Source organism: Candidatus Methylomicrobium oryzae, from assembly GCF_016745425.1.
Lineage (GTDB): Bacteria > Pseudomonadota > Gammaproteobacteria > Methylococcales > Methylomonadaceae > Methylomicrobium > Methylomicrobium oryzae.
In genome coordinates, this window is the sequence record NZ_JAERVK010000010.1 from 168,074 (window position 1) to 186,108 (window position 18,035).

General features: G+C 56.5%; 16 protein-coding genes. 4 read left to right on the top strand and 12 right to left on the bottom strand.

From position 1 onward, the window contains the following. Positions 1-610, top strand: a 610-nt coding sequence (locus tag JJL52_RS12785) for a hypothetical protein (protein ID WP_202052842.1), incomplete at its 5' end; no start/stop codon positions are given. Positions 611-700: 90 nt separating this feature from the next. Here the strand turns inward: JJL52_RS12785 and gloB are convergent. From gloB to JJL52_RS12825, 8 genes are read right to left on the bottom strand one after another with little or no spacing between them, the layout of a single operon-like run. Beyond that, positions 701-1,465, bottom strand: a complete 765-nt coding sequence (gene gloB, locus JJL52_RS12790; RefSeq protein ID WP_202052843.1) for a hydroxyacylglutathione hydrolase — start codon at positions 1,463-1,465, stop codon at positions 701-703. Between the two features lie 11 nt (positions 1,466-1,476). Next, on the bottom strand, positions 1,477-3,339 hold the full coding sequence (gene dxs / locus JJL52_RS12795; RefSeq protein WP_202052845.1) for a 1-deoxy-D-xylulose-5-phosphate synthase: 1,863 nt from the start codon (positions 3,337-3,339) through the stop codon (positions 1,477-1,479). A 1-nt stretch (position 3,340) separates the two neighbouring features. After that, the gene (locus tag JJL52_RS12800) at positions 3,341-4,996 is read right to left on the bottom strand and encodes a copper resistance D family protein (protein ID WP_202052847.1); all 1,656 of its coding nucleotides are present in this window, start codon (positions 4,994-4,996) and stop codon (positions 3,341-3,343) included. Positions 4,997-5,008: 12 nt separating this feature from the next. Beyond that, the gene (locus tag JJL52_RS12805; protein ID WP_202052848.1) at positions 5,009-5,365 is read right to left on the bottom strand and encodes a copper resistance CopC family protein; all 357 of its coding nucleotides are present in this window, start codon (positions 5,363-5,365) and stop codon (positions 5,009-5,011) included. Positions 5,366-5,378: 13 nt separating this feature from the next. Continuing rightward, positions 5,379-6,770 (bottom strand): aspartate aminotransferase family protein, encoded by a 1,392-nt coding sequence (locus JJL52_RS12810; protein ID WP_202052850.1) that lies wholly within the window; start codon positions 6,768-6,770, stop codon positions 5,379-5,381. 59 nt (positions 6,771-6,829) lie between these two features. Beyond that, a complete protein-coding gene (locus JJL52_RS12815; RefSeq protein WP_202052852.1) occupies positions 6,830-7,585 on the bottom strand; it encodes a phosphorylase family protein in 756 nt (251 codons plus the stop codon). Next, complete coding sequence (gene shc, locus JJL52_RS12820) at positions 7,582-9,537, bottom strand: squalene--hopene cyclase (RefSeq protein WP_202052853.1); 1,956 nt, start codon at positions 9,535-9,537, stop codon at positions 7,582-7,584. Before shc ends, JJL52_RS12815 begins: the two co-directional genes overlap by 4 nt. A 9-nt stretch (positions 9,538-9,546) precedes the next feature. Then, positions 9,547-10,647, bottom strand: a complete 1,101-nt coding sequence (locus tag JJL52_RS12825; RefSeq protein WP_202052855.1) for a phytoene/squalene synthase family protein — start codon at positions 10,645-10,647, stop codon at positions 9,547-9,549. A 464-nt stretch (positions 10,648-11,111) separates the two neighbouring features. Here JJL52_RS12825 and hpnH point away from each other — a divergent pair, with 464 nt between their 5' ends. The 3 genes from hpnH to JJL52_RS12840 all read left to right on the top strand — a co-directional run bounded on the left by hpnH (position 11,112) and on the right by JJL52_RS12840 (position 14,167). After that, the gene (gene hpnH, locus JJL52_RS12830) at positions 11,112-12,218 is read left to right on the top strand and encodes an adenosyl-hopene transferase HpnH (RefSeq protein ID WP_202052857.1); all 1,107 of its coding nucleotides are present in this window, start codon (positions 11,112-11,114) and stop codon (positions 12,216-12,218) included. A 187-nt stretch (positions 12,219-12,405) separates the two neighbouring features. Further along, on the top strand, positions 12,406-13,023 hold the full coding sequence (locus JJL52_RS12835; protein ID WP_202052885.1) for an ABC transporter substrate-binding protein: 618 nt from the start codon (positions 12,406-12,408) through the stop codon (positions 13,021-13,023). 76 nt (positions 13,024-13,099) lie between these two features. Then, positions 13,100-14,167: an MlaA family lipoprotein gene (locus JJL52_RS12840; protein ID WP_336885070.1), complete on the top strand. Its 1,068-nt coding sequence runs from the start codon at positions 13,100-13,102 to the stop codon at positions 14,165-14,167. Between the two features lie 56 nt (positions 14,168-14,223). Here the strand turns inward: JJL52_RS12840 and JJL52_RS12845 are convergent, their stop codons facing one another. From JJL52_RS12845 to JJL52_RS12860, 4 genes are all read right to left on the bottom strand, one after another. Beyond that, entirely contained in the window at positions 14,224-14,739 is a 516-nt protein-coding gene (locus JJL52_RS12845) for an adenine phosphoribosyltransferase (protein ID WP_202052860.1), read from the bottom strand. A 73-nt stretch (positions 14,740-14,812) separates the two neighbouring features. Further along, positions 14,813-16,708 carry a 1-deoxy-D-xylulose-5-phosphate synthase gene (dxs, locus tag JJL52_RS12850; protein ID WP_202052861.1) on the bottom strand — a complete coding sequence of 632 codons (1,896 nt, stop codon included), beginning with the start codon at positions 16,706-16,708 and terminating at the stop codon, positions 14,813-14,815. A 130-nt stretch (positions 16,709-16,838) separates the two neighbouring features. After that, a complete protein-coding gene (gene ispA, locus JJL52_RS12855) occupies positions 16,839-17,735 on the bottom strand; it encodes a (2E,6E)-farnesyl diphosphate synthase (protein WP_202052862.1) in 897 nt (298 codons plus the stop codon). Then, positions 17,728-17,961, bottom strand: coding sequence for an exodeoxyribonuclease VII small subunit (locus JJL52_RS12860; protein ID WP_202052863.1), 234 nt, complete (start codon positions 17,959-17,961; stop codon positions 17,728-17,730). The genes ispA and JJL52_RS12860 overlap by 8 nt, the downstream gene beginning before the upstream one ends. Between the last annotated feature and the right edge of the window lie 74 nt (positions 17,962-18,035).

An 18,035-nucleotide genomic window follows, 5' to 3' on the forward strand; every position in this document is an offset into this window, starting at 1 on the left:
GGCCAGCCAGGAAGCGGCCGCCAAGCCGGCGGAAGCGGCAGCCGAGCCCGAGGCAGAAGCCGCTGAGCCTGTGGTTGCCGAGGCAGCTCCGCAATCCGAAGCCATTGCCGAGGAAAAAACCGAGCAAGAAGCCGGCGCCCCGTTGTCCCGCGTCGCCAAATACCTCGCGGCGGTCGGCAAAGAGTTCAAACCGGCTGCCGCCAAAAAACCTGAAGCCGCATCCGAGCCGAAAGCCGAAACCGCTCCAGAACCCGAAGCGGAGCCGGCAAAGCGCACCGGCGTGAGCAAATATCTGGCAGGCCAAAACAAGTCAGTGGCAGAGTCCTCGGGCATTGCCTCAGTGGCGCAAGTGATCAAGGACCTCGGAAAGGTTGAAGAACCCTCGGAAACAATTGAAATAGCCGAGTCAGCAGGCGATTCGGATAACGTTGTCCGGTTGGATGACGGCAAACAATGCCAGGCGAGCACGGCGAAGGGAACACAGTGCAAAAACAAATCGAACCTGGGCCATATTCAGATATCGGTGAACGATCAAGACTATCGGTTCAGCGTGTGTACCCAACATAACAACGAAAATTTCAAACCTTTCGCGGAACTCTTGGAATCCTAAAATGGTTTTATCCGGCCTTTCGCAGTGAAACGCGAGAGGCCGTGTTTTCCTCTCCGTAAATCTACAGGTTCCTACCTGTAGACTTCCCGCTTAAAACCTGTCTTTCAAACGCCGGATTTCGGCAAATACCCGAACAGGCGCCGCATTTCTTAAGCCGATGGTCTCTTGAAGCGAGAAGCTGTCTTCTCTGAAAAACGGATTGGTGGCAAGTTCTTCGCCGATCGTCGAGGGTACGGTCGGAAGGCCTCGAGCCCGCAGTTCGTCCACTTGCCGCATTTTCTCAATCAGTGTCGGATTGTTCGGCTCCACCGTCAGCGCAAAGCGGCCGTTGGTTTGAGTATATTCGTGCGTGCAGTAGATGCGCGTATCGGCCGGCAGCGCTTTCAACCGCTGCAAAGAATCCCACATCTGCTCGGCGGTGCCTTCGAACAGGCGGCCGCAGCCCATCACGAACAAGGTATCGCCGCAGAATAAAAGCCGGTCGTCGGCGAAATGATAGACGACATGGCCGAGTGTATGGCCGGGAGTATACATTACGCGGGCGGTATGATTGCCGAGGGATATCGTGTCGCCTTCGGATACGCCCAGGTCAATGCCGGGAATCCGGTGGCGGTCGGCCGAAGGCGCAATTACGCAGCAGCCGGTCTGCTGTTGCAGCTCCAGATTGCCGCCGACGTGATCCCAGTGATGGTGGGTGTTCAAAATGCAGGTCAGCTTCCAGCCTTTGCTCGCCAATACGTCCAGCACCGGCCGCGCTTCGGCTGGATCGACCGTTGCGGTATCCCGGGACACCGGATCATGGATCAGGTAAATGTAGTTGTCGGTCAGGACCGGTACCTGGACGATTTCGAGCATAGGTCAGATTTTCAGCCGGTGAACGCTTGGATGCGGTTGGCGATGCCCTGGGCATCGAGGCCGCAGAGGGTGAGCAGTTCCTCGCGGGTGCCCTGTTCGACGAAGGCGTCGGGGAGGCCCAGGTTCAAGACCGGCATCAGGATGCGCTGGGCCTGCAGGAACTGGTTCACCGCACTGCCGGCCCCGCCCGCGAGCACGTTCTCCTCGACCGTGACCAGGATTTCATGGCTGTCGGCGAGCTCGCGGATCAAGGCTGCATCGAGCGGCTTCACAAAGCGCATGTTGGCGACCGTGGCGCCGAACTGCTCGGCCGCCTGGAGCGCCGGGGCGACCAGGCTGCCCCAGGCGAGGATCGCGATCTTGCTGCCCTGGCGGCGGATCTCGCCCTTGCCGAGCGGCAAGGCGGTCATCGTCTGCTCGACCGCCACCCCCGGCCCTTTGCCGCGCGGGTAGCGGACCGTGGCCGGGCCGTCATGGAGGAAGCCGGTGTAGAGCATCTGCCGGCACTCGTTCTCGTCGGCCGGCGCCATCACCACCAGGTTCGGTACGCAGCTGAGGTAGCTGAAATCGAAGCTGCCGGCATGGGTCGGCCCATCGGGTCCGACCAAGCCTGCCCGGTCCAGCGCGAACAAGACGTCCAGGTTTTGGATCGCCACGTCATGGATCAGCTGGTCGTAGGCCCGCTGCAGAAAGGTCGAATAGATCGCCACCACCGGCTTGGCGCCCTGGCAGGCCTGGCCCGCAGCCAGGGTCACCGCATGCTGCTCGGCGATCGCGACATCGAAATACCGGTCCGGGAAGCGTTCGGAGAACTTGACCAGCCCGGAGCCCTCGCGCATGGCCGGGGTGATGCCCAAGAGGCGCTCGTCCTGTTCGGCCATGTCGCAGAGCCAGCGGCCGAACACTTCGGTATAGGTCGGGTGCGGGGAGGGGGCCGACTTGGGCAGCGAGTCCTGGCGGGGATCGAAGGCGGGCACGCCATGGTAGGCCAAAGGATCCTTCTCGGCCGGGGCATAGCCCTTGCCTTTCTTGGTGACGATGTGCAGGAGGCGGGGGCCGGGCATCGCCTTCAGGTTCTCCAGGGTCGGAATCAAGACGTCCAGGTCATGGCCGTCGATGGGACCGATGTAGTTGAAGCCGAGCTCCTCGAACAAGGTCCCCGGCACCACCATGCCTTTAATGTGCGATTCGGTGCGGCGCGCGAGTTCCCAAACGGTCGGCATGCTGCTGAGCACCTTTTTACTCTCTTCCCAGGCTGACACGTAAAGCCGGCTGGACAGGATTTTGGCTAGGTAATTATTCATCGCCCCGACGTTCGGCGAGATCGACATCTCGTTGTCGTTCAGAATCACCAACACATTCGCATCCAGGGCCCCGGCATGGTTCATGGCCTCGTAGGCCATCCCGCCGGTGATGCTGCCGTCGCCGATGATCGCCACCATCTGTTTGTGCTCGCCATTCCGGGCGGCCGCGATCGCCATGCCCAGGGCGGCGCTGATCGAAGTGCTGGAATGGCCGACCCCGAAGGCGTCGTACTCGCTCTCGCTCCGGGACGGGAACGCGGCGATGCCGCCGAAGGTGCGGATCGTGGTCATGCGGCCTTTGCGGCCGGTCAGGATCTTGTGCGGGTAGGCCTGGTGGCCGACGTCCCAGACCAGTTGGTCCTCGGGGGTATTGAACACGTAGTGCAGCGCCACGGTCAGCTCGACCGTGCCGAGCCCGGCCGCGAAGTGGCCGCCGGAGACGCTGACCGTGTGGGTCAGGTACTCGCGCAACTCCTTGGCGAGCGGCTTGAGCTGATCCTTGTTCAGCTTGCGCAGGTCCGCAGGCAGATTGATCTGATCGAGCAACGGAAATTCGGTCGTGAGTTTCATATTAGTACAGGGGTTCGCGATAGAACATCAGAATAAGCCCCATTTGGAACAGAGCTGCAACGGAAACGAAGCCGGCAATATCCTTGCCGGGCTTTTCGAGCTTTAGTTCGAGCCAGCGGCCGGTGGCGAGGATCAGCGCAAATACGCCCATCGCAGTATGACCGACCTGGATCAGAAAGGCGCTTTTGGCCTGAAAGCCGACGTGCGAATGGGTCAACAGCATCAGTCCTCCGAAAGCTGCCAGCAACGGAAACACCAGCGGCAGGCGCGAGTTTTGATTGCTCTGCATGCGCGCCCGGATTTCAATCATACCGAGCACAAAGACCAGCAGGGTTGCGATCCGGTGCTGCAGGACTTCGCCGTTGTTGAATGTACTTTCCCAGAAGCCGATCGGGCCCAGAGGCCAAGTTTCTGCATCGCTGCGGAAGAACAGGAAAATTCCGAGCAGCACGAAGCCGAGCGGCCAGAATTTGATCGACTCGAAAAAGCGATTGAGGAAGGGGGCTGGCGATTTCAGATAGGACAGCATCGCGAAGAAGCTCATTACAGTCAGGAAGATGCCGGCGATATTGTGGTTGTAATTCGACCATTCGGTTGCGGCAATCGAAGGCACTTGGCCGATGATCGCAACTCGGCCCGCCTCGCCCGCAATCAGCGCGGTGTGAGTCGGCGACGTGGTGCGCGGGATGGCCGGCTTGAAGGTTTCCAGAACTTCCTGCCAGGTGGCGGTCAGGCTCGGGATGTCGATTGCCGGCGGCTGGGAGGCCAGACTGGCCGCAGTAAACAGCAATGTGACCAGGATAAAGGTTTCGGCTTCAATATAATAAGGCACACCTCGATTCAGGCGGGTGGGATTGCCGCTGATCCCGTAAGCGAGCACCGCACTGCGGTTCAGCCAGGCCAATCCCAATGCGAGCGACAGCAGCGCGATCTTGACCATTAAGAGATTGCCGTAACCGGTGCCGACCAGGCCGTTCCAGGTCGTGATGTATTGCAGTGCGATCGGTGCCCCTGAAATCAGCAACAGGCTGACCGAGGTAATCCCGAAGATCGAAAAGCGTTTGAGAAGGAACGGCCATAAATCGGCTTGAATCTGCCCTCGGTATCTCAACAGCCAGACGTTGACCAATTGAAATACGCCGCCGATCCAGGCTGCGGCAGCCAACTGGTGCGCGACGGTTAGCGACATCAGCATCACTCGGTTGTCGAAGCGGCCTGCCGCATGGACCAGCCAGGCGCCGGAAATGATCATCGGCAGCGCGACAAGCATGGCGGCGATCCAGTGTTTTTGCGACTCGGCATGCGCTCGCAATATGCGCTGGCAATAAAAAGCCGCCGCCAGAGCCAAGACGGTGCGAATCACGCCGCCGATGAATTGGGTGGTCGAAGCGAACTCGGGAAAAGGCCAGCGTTCGAGTACCGCCGTCATCAGCCAGACTTTCAGAACGATCTTGAAAAGCTGGGCTCCGGCCAGATAAAAGCCGCCTTTGTACAACAAGGTGATTGTCGTATCCAAATGCACGGCATTGTATCCGTGTTGCCGTTCCCAGGGACGCAACACGAAAAGCCCCCAGAACAAGCTGCCTACCATGAGACAAAAACAAATGAGGTCGAGTCCGCCGATCAGCGAGTCGAGAAAGTCCGCTATGCCTGCCATAAACTAAAAAACTTATTGTGCTACAGAAAAATGAATTACGTCTTCGGTCAAATGGCCGTCGGCGGCAAAGACCTTGAACTTGATCGCGTAATCGCCGGGCTCAAGCGCCGGTACTTCGACGACGAGCTGGCCCTGTTTTTCGCCGTTGCCGATCTTCAGCAGTTCGTGCGTATCGCCTTTACGGACCAGAAATACTTGCGACAGGCCCAGTTCGATCTGCGAATTGAAAGTCATCACGACCTTGTCCGGCCGATTGGCGCGGATAGGCTGCATTTTCAGCGAATAATCGGTCACCACCGCATGCGCGGCCGCCGGATCTACCTGGCACAGGGTCCATGCCATTAAGCACAGTTTCAGTAATGTTTTCATCTCACGATTCCTCTTATTTGCCGCTTTTGCCTTTCAGCGCATGGCTGGCCAGATTCTTACCCAAGTCCCAGATCGCGCCGGAAATCTGATGGGTATCGGAGATCGTCTTGTCGAACGCCGCGATGATATGGTCGCGATCTTTCTGCGTGAGATTCAACGGCGGCAGCAGTTTGACCACGTTCATGCCGTGGCCGGCCACCTGCGACAGAATCCGGTGTTCCTTGAACAGCGGAATCGTGATCATCTGGCAGAACAGGCCTTTGTTCGCCGCTTCGAGCATCGCCCAGGCCGCTTTCAAGGTCAGGCTTTTCGGCGCATGGAACTCGATCGCGATCATCATACCCTTGCCGCGCGCTTCCTTCAGGAATTCGAATTTCGAGGACATCGCATTCAGCGTCGCGATGATGTCGTCGCCCACTTTCGCGCTGTTTTCGACCAGATTTTCTTCCTGCATCACGTTCAGCGTCGCAAGTCCTGCCGCCATCGCCATGTTGTTCTTCGAGAAAGTCGAACCGTGCACTACCGCGCGATCCATCCGGTTATAGACGCTGTCCATGATCTTCGTGGTCATCGCGACGCCGCCGACCGGCACGAAGCCGCCTGATAGGGCTTTCGCCATGCAGATCATGTCAGGCTTCACGTTCCAGTGCTCGATCGCCCAGAATTTGCCGGTACGGCCGAGGCCGGTCTGCACTTCGTCCGCGACGAATAACGTGCCGTATTTTTTGCATATTTTTTCGACTTCGGACAGATAGTTATCGTCCGGAAGGTTCACGCCTTTTCCCTGAATTGGTTCGACGATAAAGGCCGCGACATCCTTGCCGCTCAAGGCCTGTTCGAGCGCGGCCAGATCGTTGAACGGGACCGCGCTGCAGCCTGGCAGCAGGGGGCCGAAGCCTTCCCGGAAGATCGGTTCGCCGTTCAGCGACAAAGCGCCCATCGTGAGGCCGTGATAGGCATGTTCACAGAACACGATTTTCTCGCGCTTGGTTGTGTAGCGGGCAAATTTGATTGCCGCTTCGACCGCTTCGGTGCCGGAGTTGCAGAAGAACATCTTGGTCAGGTTGTCCGGCGTGGTTTTCAGGATTTCCTGCGCCAACAGCCCGCTCAGCACCGAAACATCCAATTGCACCAGATTCGGCAACTCCAGAGTCAGGGTTTCATGCAGTGCGCTGATCACAGTCGGATGGTTGCGGCCGATCGCGAACACGCCGAAGCCGCTTAGAAGGTCCAGGTATTCGTTATCGTGCTGATCGTAAAGATATTGGCCGACGGCGCGTTTGTAGTGGCGGTCGTAGCCGATCGTTTTCAAAACCCGAACCATCTGGTTGTTCAGAAACTGTTCGTGCAGATCGAACTTATCGGTGCTGTGTTGAGCGAAAAGCTCGGCGATGCTGAATGACATAATGAGCGGTCTTTCGTTAATAGTTATCGGGTGGGCAAAAGCTTTTAAAAAATAGCCGGTCAAGAGGCTTGCCGGTCGGCAGATAGACAGTTGAATTCGGCGATCGATTCAAGCCGGCCGGCGGCCTGTTTCAAGGTCTGTTTAGCCTTGTTGAAATAAAGGCCGAGTTTAATCAGGCTCGGCAATTGCGCAGGGTGGAGAAGCAGATAGCCTAACAATTTGCCGATCGCGATTTCGCCGTCGACATTGGTTGCATATACGACCGCTTCCGGCAAACCCATGCCGGCAGGATCGGCGATCGCACGAATCGCCAGGAAAGGCAAACCGCGCTTGTGCGCGACTTTCGCGATTGTGCTGCTTTCCATATCCAGGGCCAGGGCGCCTGTAAAAGAATGCAGTTGTTTTTTGGCGTTGCCGGAGGTGACGACCGTGTCGCTTTCGGTCAAAAGGCCGGTATGCAGAGCGGCCTGTTTGTGCCGGCCGATAAATGCTTCGGCAAACACCGCTTGGGTATGGTTCAGCCAGTCCTGATTGACCCTGATTTCTTCATTTTCGGAGTCGAGCAGACGGTCCGCAAGCGTCAGGTCGCCCGCCCGTAAAGACGGTTCGAGCGCCGCGGCGCAGCCCCAGCTGATCAGCCGGGACGCGCCTTTCGAGATTAATAGCTCGGCTGCCGCCGCCGCATTCTTCGGACCCATGCCGGCACAGGCGACCAGAATCTTGTCGCCGATGAACACGCAATGGCCCTTGTCGATGCGCTTGGCGGTCAGTGTGACGATTTCTTCGGGCAGGGCGACAACGATACCGGTAATCACGGCTTGGCTAACTCATTGCGGTAACGCGCCAGCGCCCATAGCGGGAAGAACTTGTCGTAACCGTGATATTTCAGGTAAAACACGCGCGGGAATCCGGGCGCGGTAAAGCATTTGTCGTTCCAGAAGCCGTCGGCCTGCTGTTTGCGCAACAGAAAGTCGACGCCGGCCTTGACTTCCGGGCTTTTCGTTTCGCCGGCTGCGATCAGGCCGAGCACCGCCCAAGCGGTCTGGAACGCGGTGCTGAACCGGTATTTGCCGCTGAAACCGGTGTCGTGGTAGCTGAAATTGTCCTCGCCCCAGCCGCCGTCTTCGCGTTGGATGCTTTTCAGCCATGTTACGGCTTTGGTATACATCGGATCGTCTTTCGGCAGGCCGGTCTGTTCGAGGCCCAACAGTACCGACCAGGTACCGTAAATGTAGTTGGTGCCCCAGCGGCCGAACCAGGAGCCGTCGGCTTCCTGTTCGCGGCGCAGGTATTCGATCGTGCGCTCGAGTGCCGGCAGATATTCCTTCTGCTCTTCCGCGATCTTCGCCATTAGCATCGCGCAGCGTGCACTGACGTCGGCGGTCGGCGGGTCGAGCAGCGCGCCGTGGTCGGCGAACGGAATCTCGTTCAGATAATAATTGGTATTATCGGCATCGAAGGCCCCGTAGCCGCCGTTTTTCGACTGCATGCCTTCGATCCAGCGAGTCGCGCGTTGAATCGGTTCTTCCATATCGGGCAGGCCGGAATCCGCCATCGCGAACGCGACGACCGCGGTGTCATCGACATCCGGGTAATGGGGGTTGTTGAACTGGAACGCCCAGCCACCGCCCGGCAGGTCCGGTTTCGCGACCTGCCAGTCGCCTGGCTCGTCCTTCAATTGCTTGGTTTTGAGCCAGTCGTAGGCTTTCGTCAGGCTGTCCTTGTTACCGTTCCGATTCGCTTCCTGCAGCGCTAACGCGGCCAGACCGGTATCCCAGACAGGCGACAGGCAGGGCTGGCAATAGGCATCGTTTTCGTTGATTACCAGCAGTTTGTCTATCGATTGGCGCGCGATCACGACATTCGGGTGGTCTTCGGGGAATCCAAGAAGCAGCATCGATTCGTAGGCATTGACCATGGCCGGAAAAATGCCGCCGAGCCCGTCCTCGCCGTTCAGGCGTTCGGTAAACCAATCCAGCGCTTTCTGGATCGCACGCTCGCGCATTGTTTTCGGGATCAGCGGCGCGGTCAGGCGGCCCAATTTGTCCAGTCCCAGGAAGATCTTGTTCAGCAGCGTTCTTTCCGGGAAATAATGCTTTTCTTCGTCGGGATGGACGGTGAACAGTTCGAGCACGTTGACCTTATGCGGATTCTTGGCTTTCGCCTGCATGCTGCACAGGATGAACAGCGGCACCATCACGGTTCGGGACCAGTACGACACCTTGTCCAGATGGAACGGGAACCATTTTGGGAATAACATGATTTCGACCGGAATATACGGTACGCCGCGCCACGGCAATTGTTCGAAGGTCGCCAGCGCGATCCGGGTGAATACGTTCGCTTTCGCGGCGCCGCCTTGGCTCAAAATCCATTCGCGCAGACGTTTCATATGCGGCGCGTCGATATCGTCGCCGGCCATCTTCAGTGCGTAATAGGCCTTCACACTGCCGCTGATGTCGCCAGGTCCTCCGGTAAACAGCGGAAAGCTGCCGTCTTCGGATTGGCGCGAACGCAGATAGTTGGCGATTTTGTTCTGCAGGCCCACATTGATGTCGTCGACGAAATGCATCATCATGATGTACTCGGACGGAATCGTGCAATCCGCTTCCAGTTCGAAAACCCAGAAACCGGTCGGATCCTGCAGCTTGATCAGGCTGTCCTGGGCCTTTTTGATCGCACGGTCGAGATCATAGGCATGGGATTGGATCGGTGTCGATGAGCTCGGAGCATCGCCGGTATTTATCTGTGTGTTAGCATCGGTAAACATGGGGTGTCCTTAATGGTTTAATTGAGCTAATAAATTGGGTGCGGAGTATTGCCATTCGGGGGTTTTGAGTTCCCGTCCCGTCATATCGAAAAGCAATCCGAGCAGCCAGTTGCTGCGCACGGTCAATCGGGTCGCTAAAATCGTCGCCTTCACGCTTTTCCTGGAAATTTTGACTTGCTCGGAGCGGTTGAAGTCGAGGTGACGTTTGATTTTCTTCAACGTCAGTACCGCCATTCCCAACGCCCACAGGCAGAAATTGCGCAGCCCCGTTTCGTGTGCCGGCAACAACTGCGTATAACGCAACGCATTACGGAGATGACCGTGCGCTATGCCGATCAAGTGTGTCAGGCCTTCCTTATAACTTGGATCATTTGCGTCCGGCGTCTGTTTTTTCAAATCGAAACCGGTTTCGCGAAATATGTCCTGCGGCAGCCAGCAGACGCCGCGTTCGGCATCGTCCCAGATATCTTTCAGGATATTGGTCATTTGCAGGCCCTGGCCAAAAGAGACCGACAAACGCAGAAGCTCGTCCCGGTGCTCGGCGATTGCCGGCGAGTAATGGCAAAATAATTTGGCCAGCATTTCGCCGACACAGCCCGCAACGTAGTAACAATATTTATCCAGGTCGGCCAGCGTTGCCAGGCCGTGATGCAGATTTTGCGACTGGAACGCGGACATGCCTTCCGCCATCGTAGCGACGCATTCGGCGAGCGCATCGATCTGCTCCGGGTCGAACGAGTGGGTGATCTCGATCACGCGCGGCATCACATGGATCAGCGTATGTTCGGCGGGCAGGGTTTTATCCGACAGCAAAGGCGCCAGTTCGGCCGCGAACGGTTCGGAATTGAGGCCGGTTTTAACTACATCGATGAATTCGGAACAAAAATAACTTTTCTGTTCCGGTGTCAACGAGACTTCGTCTTCGATCGTATCGACGATCCGGCAGAGCAGATAGGCATTGGCGACCGGTCCGTACAGCGGCGATGGCAGCTGAGGAATGGTCAATGCAAATGTTCTGGACACGCCTTTTAGGAGTTCCGTCTGAAAGGCATCGTCAGGAAGTTTGCTCAGTGATTTAGGGTCGTTCAAAAAATTTCGATCTTTATTCATAAGCAAGAGTCCTTCGGCCTATTGAATGAGTGGTTCTTTTTCATTGATCGCAATGATAGCTTGTTTGTTGGCAATTTGCAAAGTAATGTTGTTTTGTTGCCAATAGGATAGTTGTGGTATTTGGGTGTATATAGAAAACAAATTAAAAACAAAAAGATACAAGGGTTATTTAAGGAGAAGGAAAGGAAAGAGTAAAGGCGAATTCGTCGTGTAATTCAGATATTTTGTTGCTAAAACTGGAGTCGTTTGGAAAAAAAGAGTATTCTAGTCACCAAAATGAAACAGACGCTCGTTCAAAGCATTTGCTTTTGAGGTTATTTTACTCGAAAGCGGCCATTTTGGCAGTAAAATGGCGGGAATGTTGTTGATATGCAACAGGCGGCGGCGTCCGTATCGGTTTAGGAATCGCGGCTCCGGGAAACGGATTCCGCAATTTTTTTGAATTTCTTTTGGAGGGTTTTCGCGTGGGAGTTCCAATACGTCAACAATTAACAGTAGGCACTTATCTGCTCAAGCAAAAAATCAAAGGCGTGAAAAAATACCCTCTGGTATTGATGCTGGAACCGCTGTTCCGCTGTAATTTGGCTTGCGCGGGGTGCGGCAAGATCGATTATCCCAACGAAATCCTCGATAAGCGCCTCTCTTATGAAGAGTGCATGCAGGCGGTCGACGAATGCAATGCGCCGATGGTGTCGATTCCGGGCGGCGAGCCTTTGATTCACAAGGAAATGCCTAAGATCGTCGAAGGCATCATTGCGCGCAAGAAATACGTGTATCTGTGCACGAACGCGCTGCTGCTGAAGAAACGGATCGACGATTATAAGCCGTCCCCTTATTTGACTTTCTCGGTGCATCTGGATGGCCTGCGCGAGCGCCATGACGCGTCGGTATGCCAGGAAGGCGTGTTCGACCGGGCGGTCGAGGCGATCAAGCTGGCGCTCGGCAAGGGTTTTCGGGTTACCGTGAACTGTACGCTGTTTCAGGGCGAGAAAGATCACGAGGTGGCCGAGTTTCTCGATTACGTGATGGAGCTGGGCGTCGAAGGCGTTACGATTGCGCCGGGTTTCAGCTATGAGCGCGCGCCGAGACAGGATGTTTTCATCAAGGGGAAGGAAGTTAAGGAATTGTTCCGGGGTATTTTCCGGATCGGCAAAGAAAAGAAACGCAAATGGAAATTGAACCATTCCGGATTGTACCTGGATTACTTGGCCGGTAATCAAAGCTACAACTGCACCCCTTGGGGCAATCCGACCCGCAACGTATTCGGCTGGCAGAAGCCTTGCTACCTGTTGGCGGATGAAGGCTACACCTCCAGTTTCAAGGAATTGATCGAAACCACTCCATGGGAGAAATACGGTACGGTAAATAACCCGAAATGCGCCAATTGCATGGCTCATTGCGGTTATGAGGCGACTGCGGTTGAAGATATGCTGAAGAATCCGTTAAAGGGAATTTTGACCGCAATCAAAGGTCCTAAAACCAGCGGTGAAATGGTGCCGGAAGCGGCTCCGGTCTATGCGGAAGTCAAGCCGCAGGCGACTTTTTCCGGTATTCCGATCAGAGTGGAATAGCTGTAAGCCTATCCGGTACAGCGGCTGTCGAAGAGGGTAAAAAATTTCATCGAATTTTATCCGCTTACTTAAATATAAAGGCTTACTCCTTATAATCGATCGTTTGACGGCCAACGGGCGGTGCAGTTTTGCCCCGCCCGTTGGCCGTTGTTACAGTTTAATTTGTTTAAATCGGGATTTCAAAATGATGACAGCAAAACAATCAAAATGGATAGCTGTGCTTGTGCTCTTGCTGCTGGCGCCGATTAGCACGTTTGCCGGAGCGGCAGGGGGAATGAGTGCCAGAGCGGTTGTGGAAAAGTTTCAGTCCGAGTTGATCGAGGTAATGAAAAACGGCAAAACGCTCGGCTATGCAGGACGATATGATAAACTGGCCAAACCGGTATCCGAAAGCCATGATCTGGTCAAGATTGCCCGCGTAGTGGTTGGCAAGGAATGGGAAAAGCTGACTACTGAGCAGCAGGATAAGCTGGTCGATGTGTTCAGCAAGTTGAGCATCGCGTCTTATGCGCATAATTTCAAGGAGTATGGCGGCGAGTCGTTCGTTTTCGAATCCGAAGAGCAAACGGCGCGCGGCGGCGTTGTTGTGCATTACCTCTTCAAAGTGCCGGGCGAAAAGTCGCATAAATTCGACTACTGGCTGAAAGAAAAAGGCGACAGCTGGCGCATCATTAATATCATTGCCGATGGCGTGAGTGATCTGGCATTGAGAAGATCAGAATACACTACGATCCTGCAGCGGGAAGGTTTCGATGCCTTAATCGCGAAAATCAACGAAAAGATAGATAATTATTCAAAGTCATAATTCCATGGTCATCAATAAAGCAATTGGCAGCTTTTGCTCCCGCAGACTTTTACCTGTTTTTCCCGCATCGTTTGTTTTGGGTGTCGCGCTAGCGTTGACCGGCTGCGCTTCGACCGGCGAAAAGACCTCACCCACAGCGAATGCTGCACCTTCCAATCCTGTCGATCCTTACGAGAATCTCAACCGCAAGGTTTTCGCCTTCAACGACAAGGTTGATAATTATGTGGCCGAACCGATTGCAAATGCTTACAAATGGGCGACTCCGCAATTTATGCAGACCGGGGTGTCGAATTTTTTCACAAACCTGAAAAACATCAATGTTGTGCTGAATGACCTGATGCAGGCCAAGTTTCAACAAAGCGCGCAAGATACGGGACGATTCCTGATCAATACGACTGCCGGCGTCGGCGGCCTGCTCGATGTTGCCCAATATGCAGGGCTCGAGCAAAACGATGAGGATTTCGAGCAAACTCTGGCTGTTTGGGGTGTACCTCAAGGTTCCTATCTGGTGATTCCTTTCCTCGGGCCGTCGACCGCGCGCGGCATCCCGGGCTCGGTATTCGATACCGCCGCGAACCCGGCTACTTATGTCGGCATGCCTGTACAGCTGGTACAGATGCTGAGCGCACGTGCGAACGCGGAAGGCGCATTGAAATTCATCGATGAAGCCGCGCTCGATCCTTATGTGTTTACCCGCGAATCGTTCCTGCAATGGCGACAGAATCTGGCGACCGACGGCAAATCCGAAACAAAGAACGATCTGGTTGATTTCGAAGACGATTTGCTCGAGGATGCGGCAAAGCCTGTCGATGGCGAAAAGCCGCAGGCGAATGTGTCAGATGCTAAGCCCGCTGAGGCTCAAGAGCCTTTTAAGCCTGAGGAGGGCAAAGCCGCTGCACCTGAGGTTCATAGTGCAATCAGCGTTGAGCCTTCGGCTCAGCGCGTTGCCGCTGCGCCGTCAGCTGCGGTAGAGGCTTCTTCGCCAGTCGCGGCGGCTTCTGCCTCGGTAAACCGGGCTGCCGGCGAACAGGGTGCCGCCTATCTCGATGCGAAAACCAAATACGAGCAGGCCCGCCTCGAGTATCAATTGGCAAAAGCCGAAGCAGCGAAGAAAAAGTCGCGGAAAGTCCGTAAATTGAAGTAATCGTATACCTTTTGCTCAATCCTTGGAGGATTGAGCATCGTTTCCTACGGAACGATTCAAAAATGCAACAGGCTATGGACTCGATAGCCTTCAAGTTTTTCTCTGCCGTTCAAAAAATCCAGCTCCACCACAAAAGCGCACGCGACAATTTCGGCGCCGAGCTTCTCGATCAGTTCGCAACTGGCTTTGGCGGTTCCGCCAGTCGCCAATAAATCATCGATCAACAGCACCTTGTCGTTCGCTTCGAATGCGTCGATATGTGCTTCAAGCCCCGCCGATCCATACTCCAGGTCGTACGAGACGCTTTGCACGTCATAGGGCAGTTTACCGGGCTTTCTGAGTGGAACGAAGGGCAATCCCATTTCCCAAGCTACCAGGGAACCGAAAATAAACCCCCTCGCTTCCATTCCCGCAATCGCGGTGATCTGGCTGCCCAGAAAAGGTTCCATCAGTTGATGGACAGACAGTTTCAAGGCCGCCGGATCTTTAACCAGCGGCGTGATGTCCTTGAACAGGATGCCGGGTTTCGGAAAATCGGGAATATTTCGGATTTTGTTGATCAAACGGTCCATGGATCGGGAATTCAGCTGGGGTTAAATAAAAAGGCGGGTTGCCGAGACGGCAACCCTAATCTTAGGAATGCTTTCAGACCGCGACGTCAAGTTCTTCTCGGGCCAATTCGGGGCAGAATGCTTCGATGCGGTTGGCGATGCCCTGGGCATCGAGGCCGCAGAGGGCGAGCAGTTCCTCGCGGGTGCCCTGTTCGACGAAGGCGTCGGGGAGGCCCAGGTTCAAGACCGGCATCAGGATGCGCTGGGCCTGCAGGAACTGGTTCACCGCACTGCCGGCCCCGCCCGCGAGCACGTTCTCCTCGACCGTGACCAGGATTTCATGGCTGTCGGCGAGCTCGCGGATCAAGGCTGCATCGAGCGGCTTCACAAAGCGCATGTTGGCGACCGTGGCGCCGAACTGCTCGGCCGCCTGGAGCGCCGGGGCGACCAGGCTGCCCCAGGCGAGGATCGCGATCTTGCTGCCCTGGCGGCGGATCTCGCCCTTGCCGAGCGGCAAGGCGGTCATCGTCTGCTCGACCGCCACCCCCGGCCCTTTGCCGCGCGGGTAGCGGACCGTGGCCGGGCCGTCATGGAGGAAGCCGGTGTAGAGCATCTGCCGGCACTCGTTCTCGTCGGCCGGCGCCATCACCACCAGGTTCGGTACGCAGCTGAGGTAGCTGAAATCGAAGCTGCCGGCATGGGTCGGCCCATCGGGTCCGACCAAGCCTGCCCGGTCCAGCGCGAACAAGACGTCCAGGTTTTGGATCGCCACGTCATGGATCAGCTGGTCGTAGGCCCGCTGCAGAAAGGTCGAATAGATCGCCACCACCGGCTTGGCGCCCTGGCAGGCCTGGCCCGCAGCCAGGGTCACCGCATGCTGCTCGGCGATCGCGACATCGAAATACCGGTCCGGGAAGCGTTCGGAGAACTTGACCAGCCCGGAGCCCTCGCGCATGGCCGGGGTGATGCCCAAGAGGCGCTCGTCCTGTTCGGCCATGTCGCAGAGCCAGCGGCCGAACACTTCGGTATAGGTCGGGTGCGGGGAGGGGGCCGACTTGGGCAGCGAGTCCTGGCGGGGATCGAAGGCGGGCACGCCATGGTAGGCCAAAGGATCCTTCTCGGCCGGGGCATAGCCCTTGCCTTTCTTGGTGACGATGTGCAGGAGGCGGGGGCCGGGCATCGCCTTCAGGTTCTCCAGGGTCGGAATCAAGACGTCCAGGTCATGGCCGTCGATGGGACCGATGTAGTTGAAGCCGAGCTCCTCGAACAAGGTCCCCGGCACCACCATGCCTTTAATGTGCGATTCGGTGCGGCGCGCGAGTTCCCAAACGGTCGGCATGCTGCTGAGCACCTTTTTACTCTCTTCCCAGGCTGACACGTAAAGCCGGCTGGACAGGATTTTGGCTAGGTAATTATTCATCGCCCCGACGTTCGGCGAGATCGACATCTCGTTGTCGTTCAGAATCACCAACACATTCGCATCCAGGGCCCCGGCATGGTTCATGGCCTCGTAGGCCATCCCGCCGGTGATGCTGCCGTCGCCGATGATCGCCACCATCTGTTTGTGCTCGCCATTCCGGGCGGCCGCGATCGCCATGCCCAGGGCGGCGCTGATCGAAGTGCTGGAATGGCCGACCCCGAAGGCGTCGTACTCGCTCTCGCTCCGGGACGGGAACGCGGCGATGCCGCCGAAGGTGCGGATCGTGGTCATGCGGCCTTTGCGGCCGGTCAGGATCTTGTGCGGGTAGGCCTGGTGGCCGACGTCCCAGACCAGTTGGTCCTCGGGGGTATTGAACACGTAGTGCAGCGCCACGGTCAGCTCGACCGTGCCGAGCCCGGCCGCGAAGTGGCCGCCGGAGACGCTGACCGTGTGGGTCAGGTACTCCCGCAACTCCTTGGCGAGCGGCTTGAGCTGACTTTTTTTCAGTTTACGTAGATCGGCGGGGAGATCAATGGTGTCTAAGATAGGGTAGTGGCCTGAATAATTCATCTTTAACTCGATTCCTTGCGGGGTCAATGCGCGGTCCTTACGGCAGCGCGCTGGTCCGCGTGTTCCCGGAAGGAACACGAAGATGGCCTTGCGATTATCCGATTTAATTCCTTAGCAATCAAGTTGGGAATTAGTGATTCCGCTCAATAATATAAAGGGATAAATCGCGGAGTAGATCGGCTTCGCTGCCGAAAATGCTCAGACTGTCGAGCGCTTTTTCGTGCAGTTCCTGGGCTTTTTGTTTGGCGCCGGCCAGTCCCAGCAAGGCCGGATAGGTCGGTTTGTCATTGTCCTTGTCCTTGCCCTGGGTCTTGCCGAGCGTGGCGGTATCGCTCTCTTCGTCGAGGATGTCGTCCTTGACCTGGAACGAGAGGCCGATGCATTTGGCATACTGGTCGAGCTTGGCGGCGACGGAAGGATCGATGTCGGATTCGGTCAGCGTTGCCAGATTCACACTCGCCCGGATCAACGCACCGGTTTTGTGGATGTGCATGTTTTCGAGTTCGGGCAGATTCAGCTTAGTGCCGACCGAGGCGAGGTCGATCGCCTGGCCGCCGACCATCCCCAGTGAGCCGCTGGCCCGGGCTAATGTGGTGATCATTTTGATCCGGTTTTCGGGTGTAGCCTGGATCGTCGGATCGTGCGCCAGGACTTCGAAGGCGAGCGCCTGCAGCGCGTCGCCGGTCAAAATCGCGGTTGCCTCGTCGAAAGCGACGTGGCAGGTCGGTTTTCCCCGACGTAAGTCATCGTCGTCCATCGCCGGCAAGTCGTCGTGGATCAGCGAATACACATGGATGAATTCGACCGCGCACGCCGGGCCGTCGAGCGCTTCCGGAGCAATTCCCAGCGTTTTGCCGGTGCAGTAGGTCAGCAGCGGACGCATCCGTTTGCCGCCGTCCAATACGCAATAGCGCATTGCCTGGTGCAGCTTCTGCGGCAGAATGTTTTCGCCCGGCAGGCGCGCTTCGAGCGCCCGTTCGACGCGGTTTTGGCATAAGCTAAGGTATTCTTTTAACGCATTACTCATCAGTAAAAGGCTCCAGGGTTTGCGTGCCGTTCTTTTCCAATAAAATTTGCACCTTCTGTTCCGCCTCCTGCAAAGCCTGCTGACAGGTGCGAGTCAGAAAAACGCCGCGTTCAAACGACTTCAGCGATTCTTCCAGTGAAATATCGCCCTGTTCGAGCTGGTTGACCAACGCTTCGAGCTCGGCGAGCGAATCTTCGAACAGCGTAGGACTTTTCTTTTTCGGCATCGGATAAAGGAGGCAAAAATAACTCGGTAGATAAACCTGCCATTATATACGAAAGCGACTCCGATTCGCTTCGA

Coding starts and splice junctions, on each gene's coding strand:
- gloB (WP_202052843.1), bottom strand. CDS start 1,465: ATGCTCGAAATCGTCCAGGTACCGGTCCTGACCGACAACTACATTTAC.
- dxs (WP_202052845.1), bottom strand. CDS start 3,339: ATGAAACTCACGACCGAATTTCCGTTGCTCGATCAGATCAATCTGCCT.
- JJL52_RS12800 (WP_202052847.1), bottom strand. CDS start 4,996: ATGGCAGGCATAGCGGACTTTCTCGACTCGCTGATCGGCGGACTCGAC.
- JJL52_RS12805 (WP_202052848.1), bottom strand. CDS start 5,365: ATGAAAACATTACTGAAACTGTGCTTAATGGCATGGACCCTGTGCCAG.
- JJL52_RS12810 (WP_202052850.1), bottom strand. CDS start 6,770: ATGTCATTCAGCATCGCCGAGCTTTTCGCTCAACACAGCACCGATAAG.
- shc (WP_202052853.1), bottom strand. CDS start 9,537: ATGTTTACCGATGCTAACACACAGATAAATACCGGCGATGCTCCGAGC.
- JJL52_RS12825 (WP_202052855.1), bottom strand. CDS start 10,647: ATGAATAAAGATCGAAATTTTTTGAACGACCCTAAATCACTGAGCAAA.
- JJL52_RS12835 (WP_202052885.1), top strand. CDS start 12,406: ATGACAGCAAAACAATCAAAATGGATAGCTGTGCTTGTGCTCTTGCTG.
- JJL52_RS12845 (WP_202052860.1), bottom strand. CDS start 14,739: ATGGACCGTTTGATCAACAAAATCCGAAATATTCCCGATTTTCCGAAA.
- dxs (WP_202052861.1), bottom strand. CDS start 16,708: ATGAATTATTCAGGCCACTACCCTATCTTAGACACCATTGATCTCCCC.
- ispA (WP_202052862.1), bottom strand. CDS start 17,735: ATGAGTAATGCGTTAAAAGAATACCTTAGCTTATGCCAAAACCGCGTC.
- JJL52_RS12860 (WP_202052863.1), bottom strand. CDS start 17,961: ATGCCGAAAAAGAAAAGTCCTACGCTGTTCGAAGATTCGCTCGCCGAG.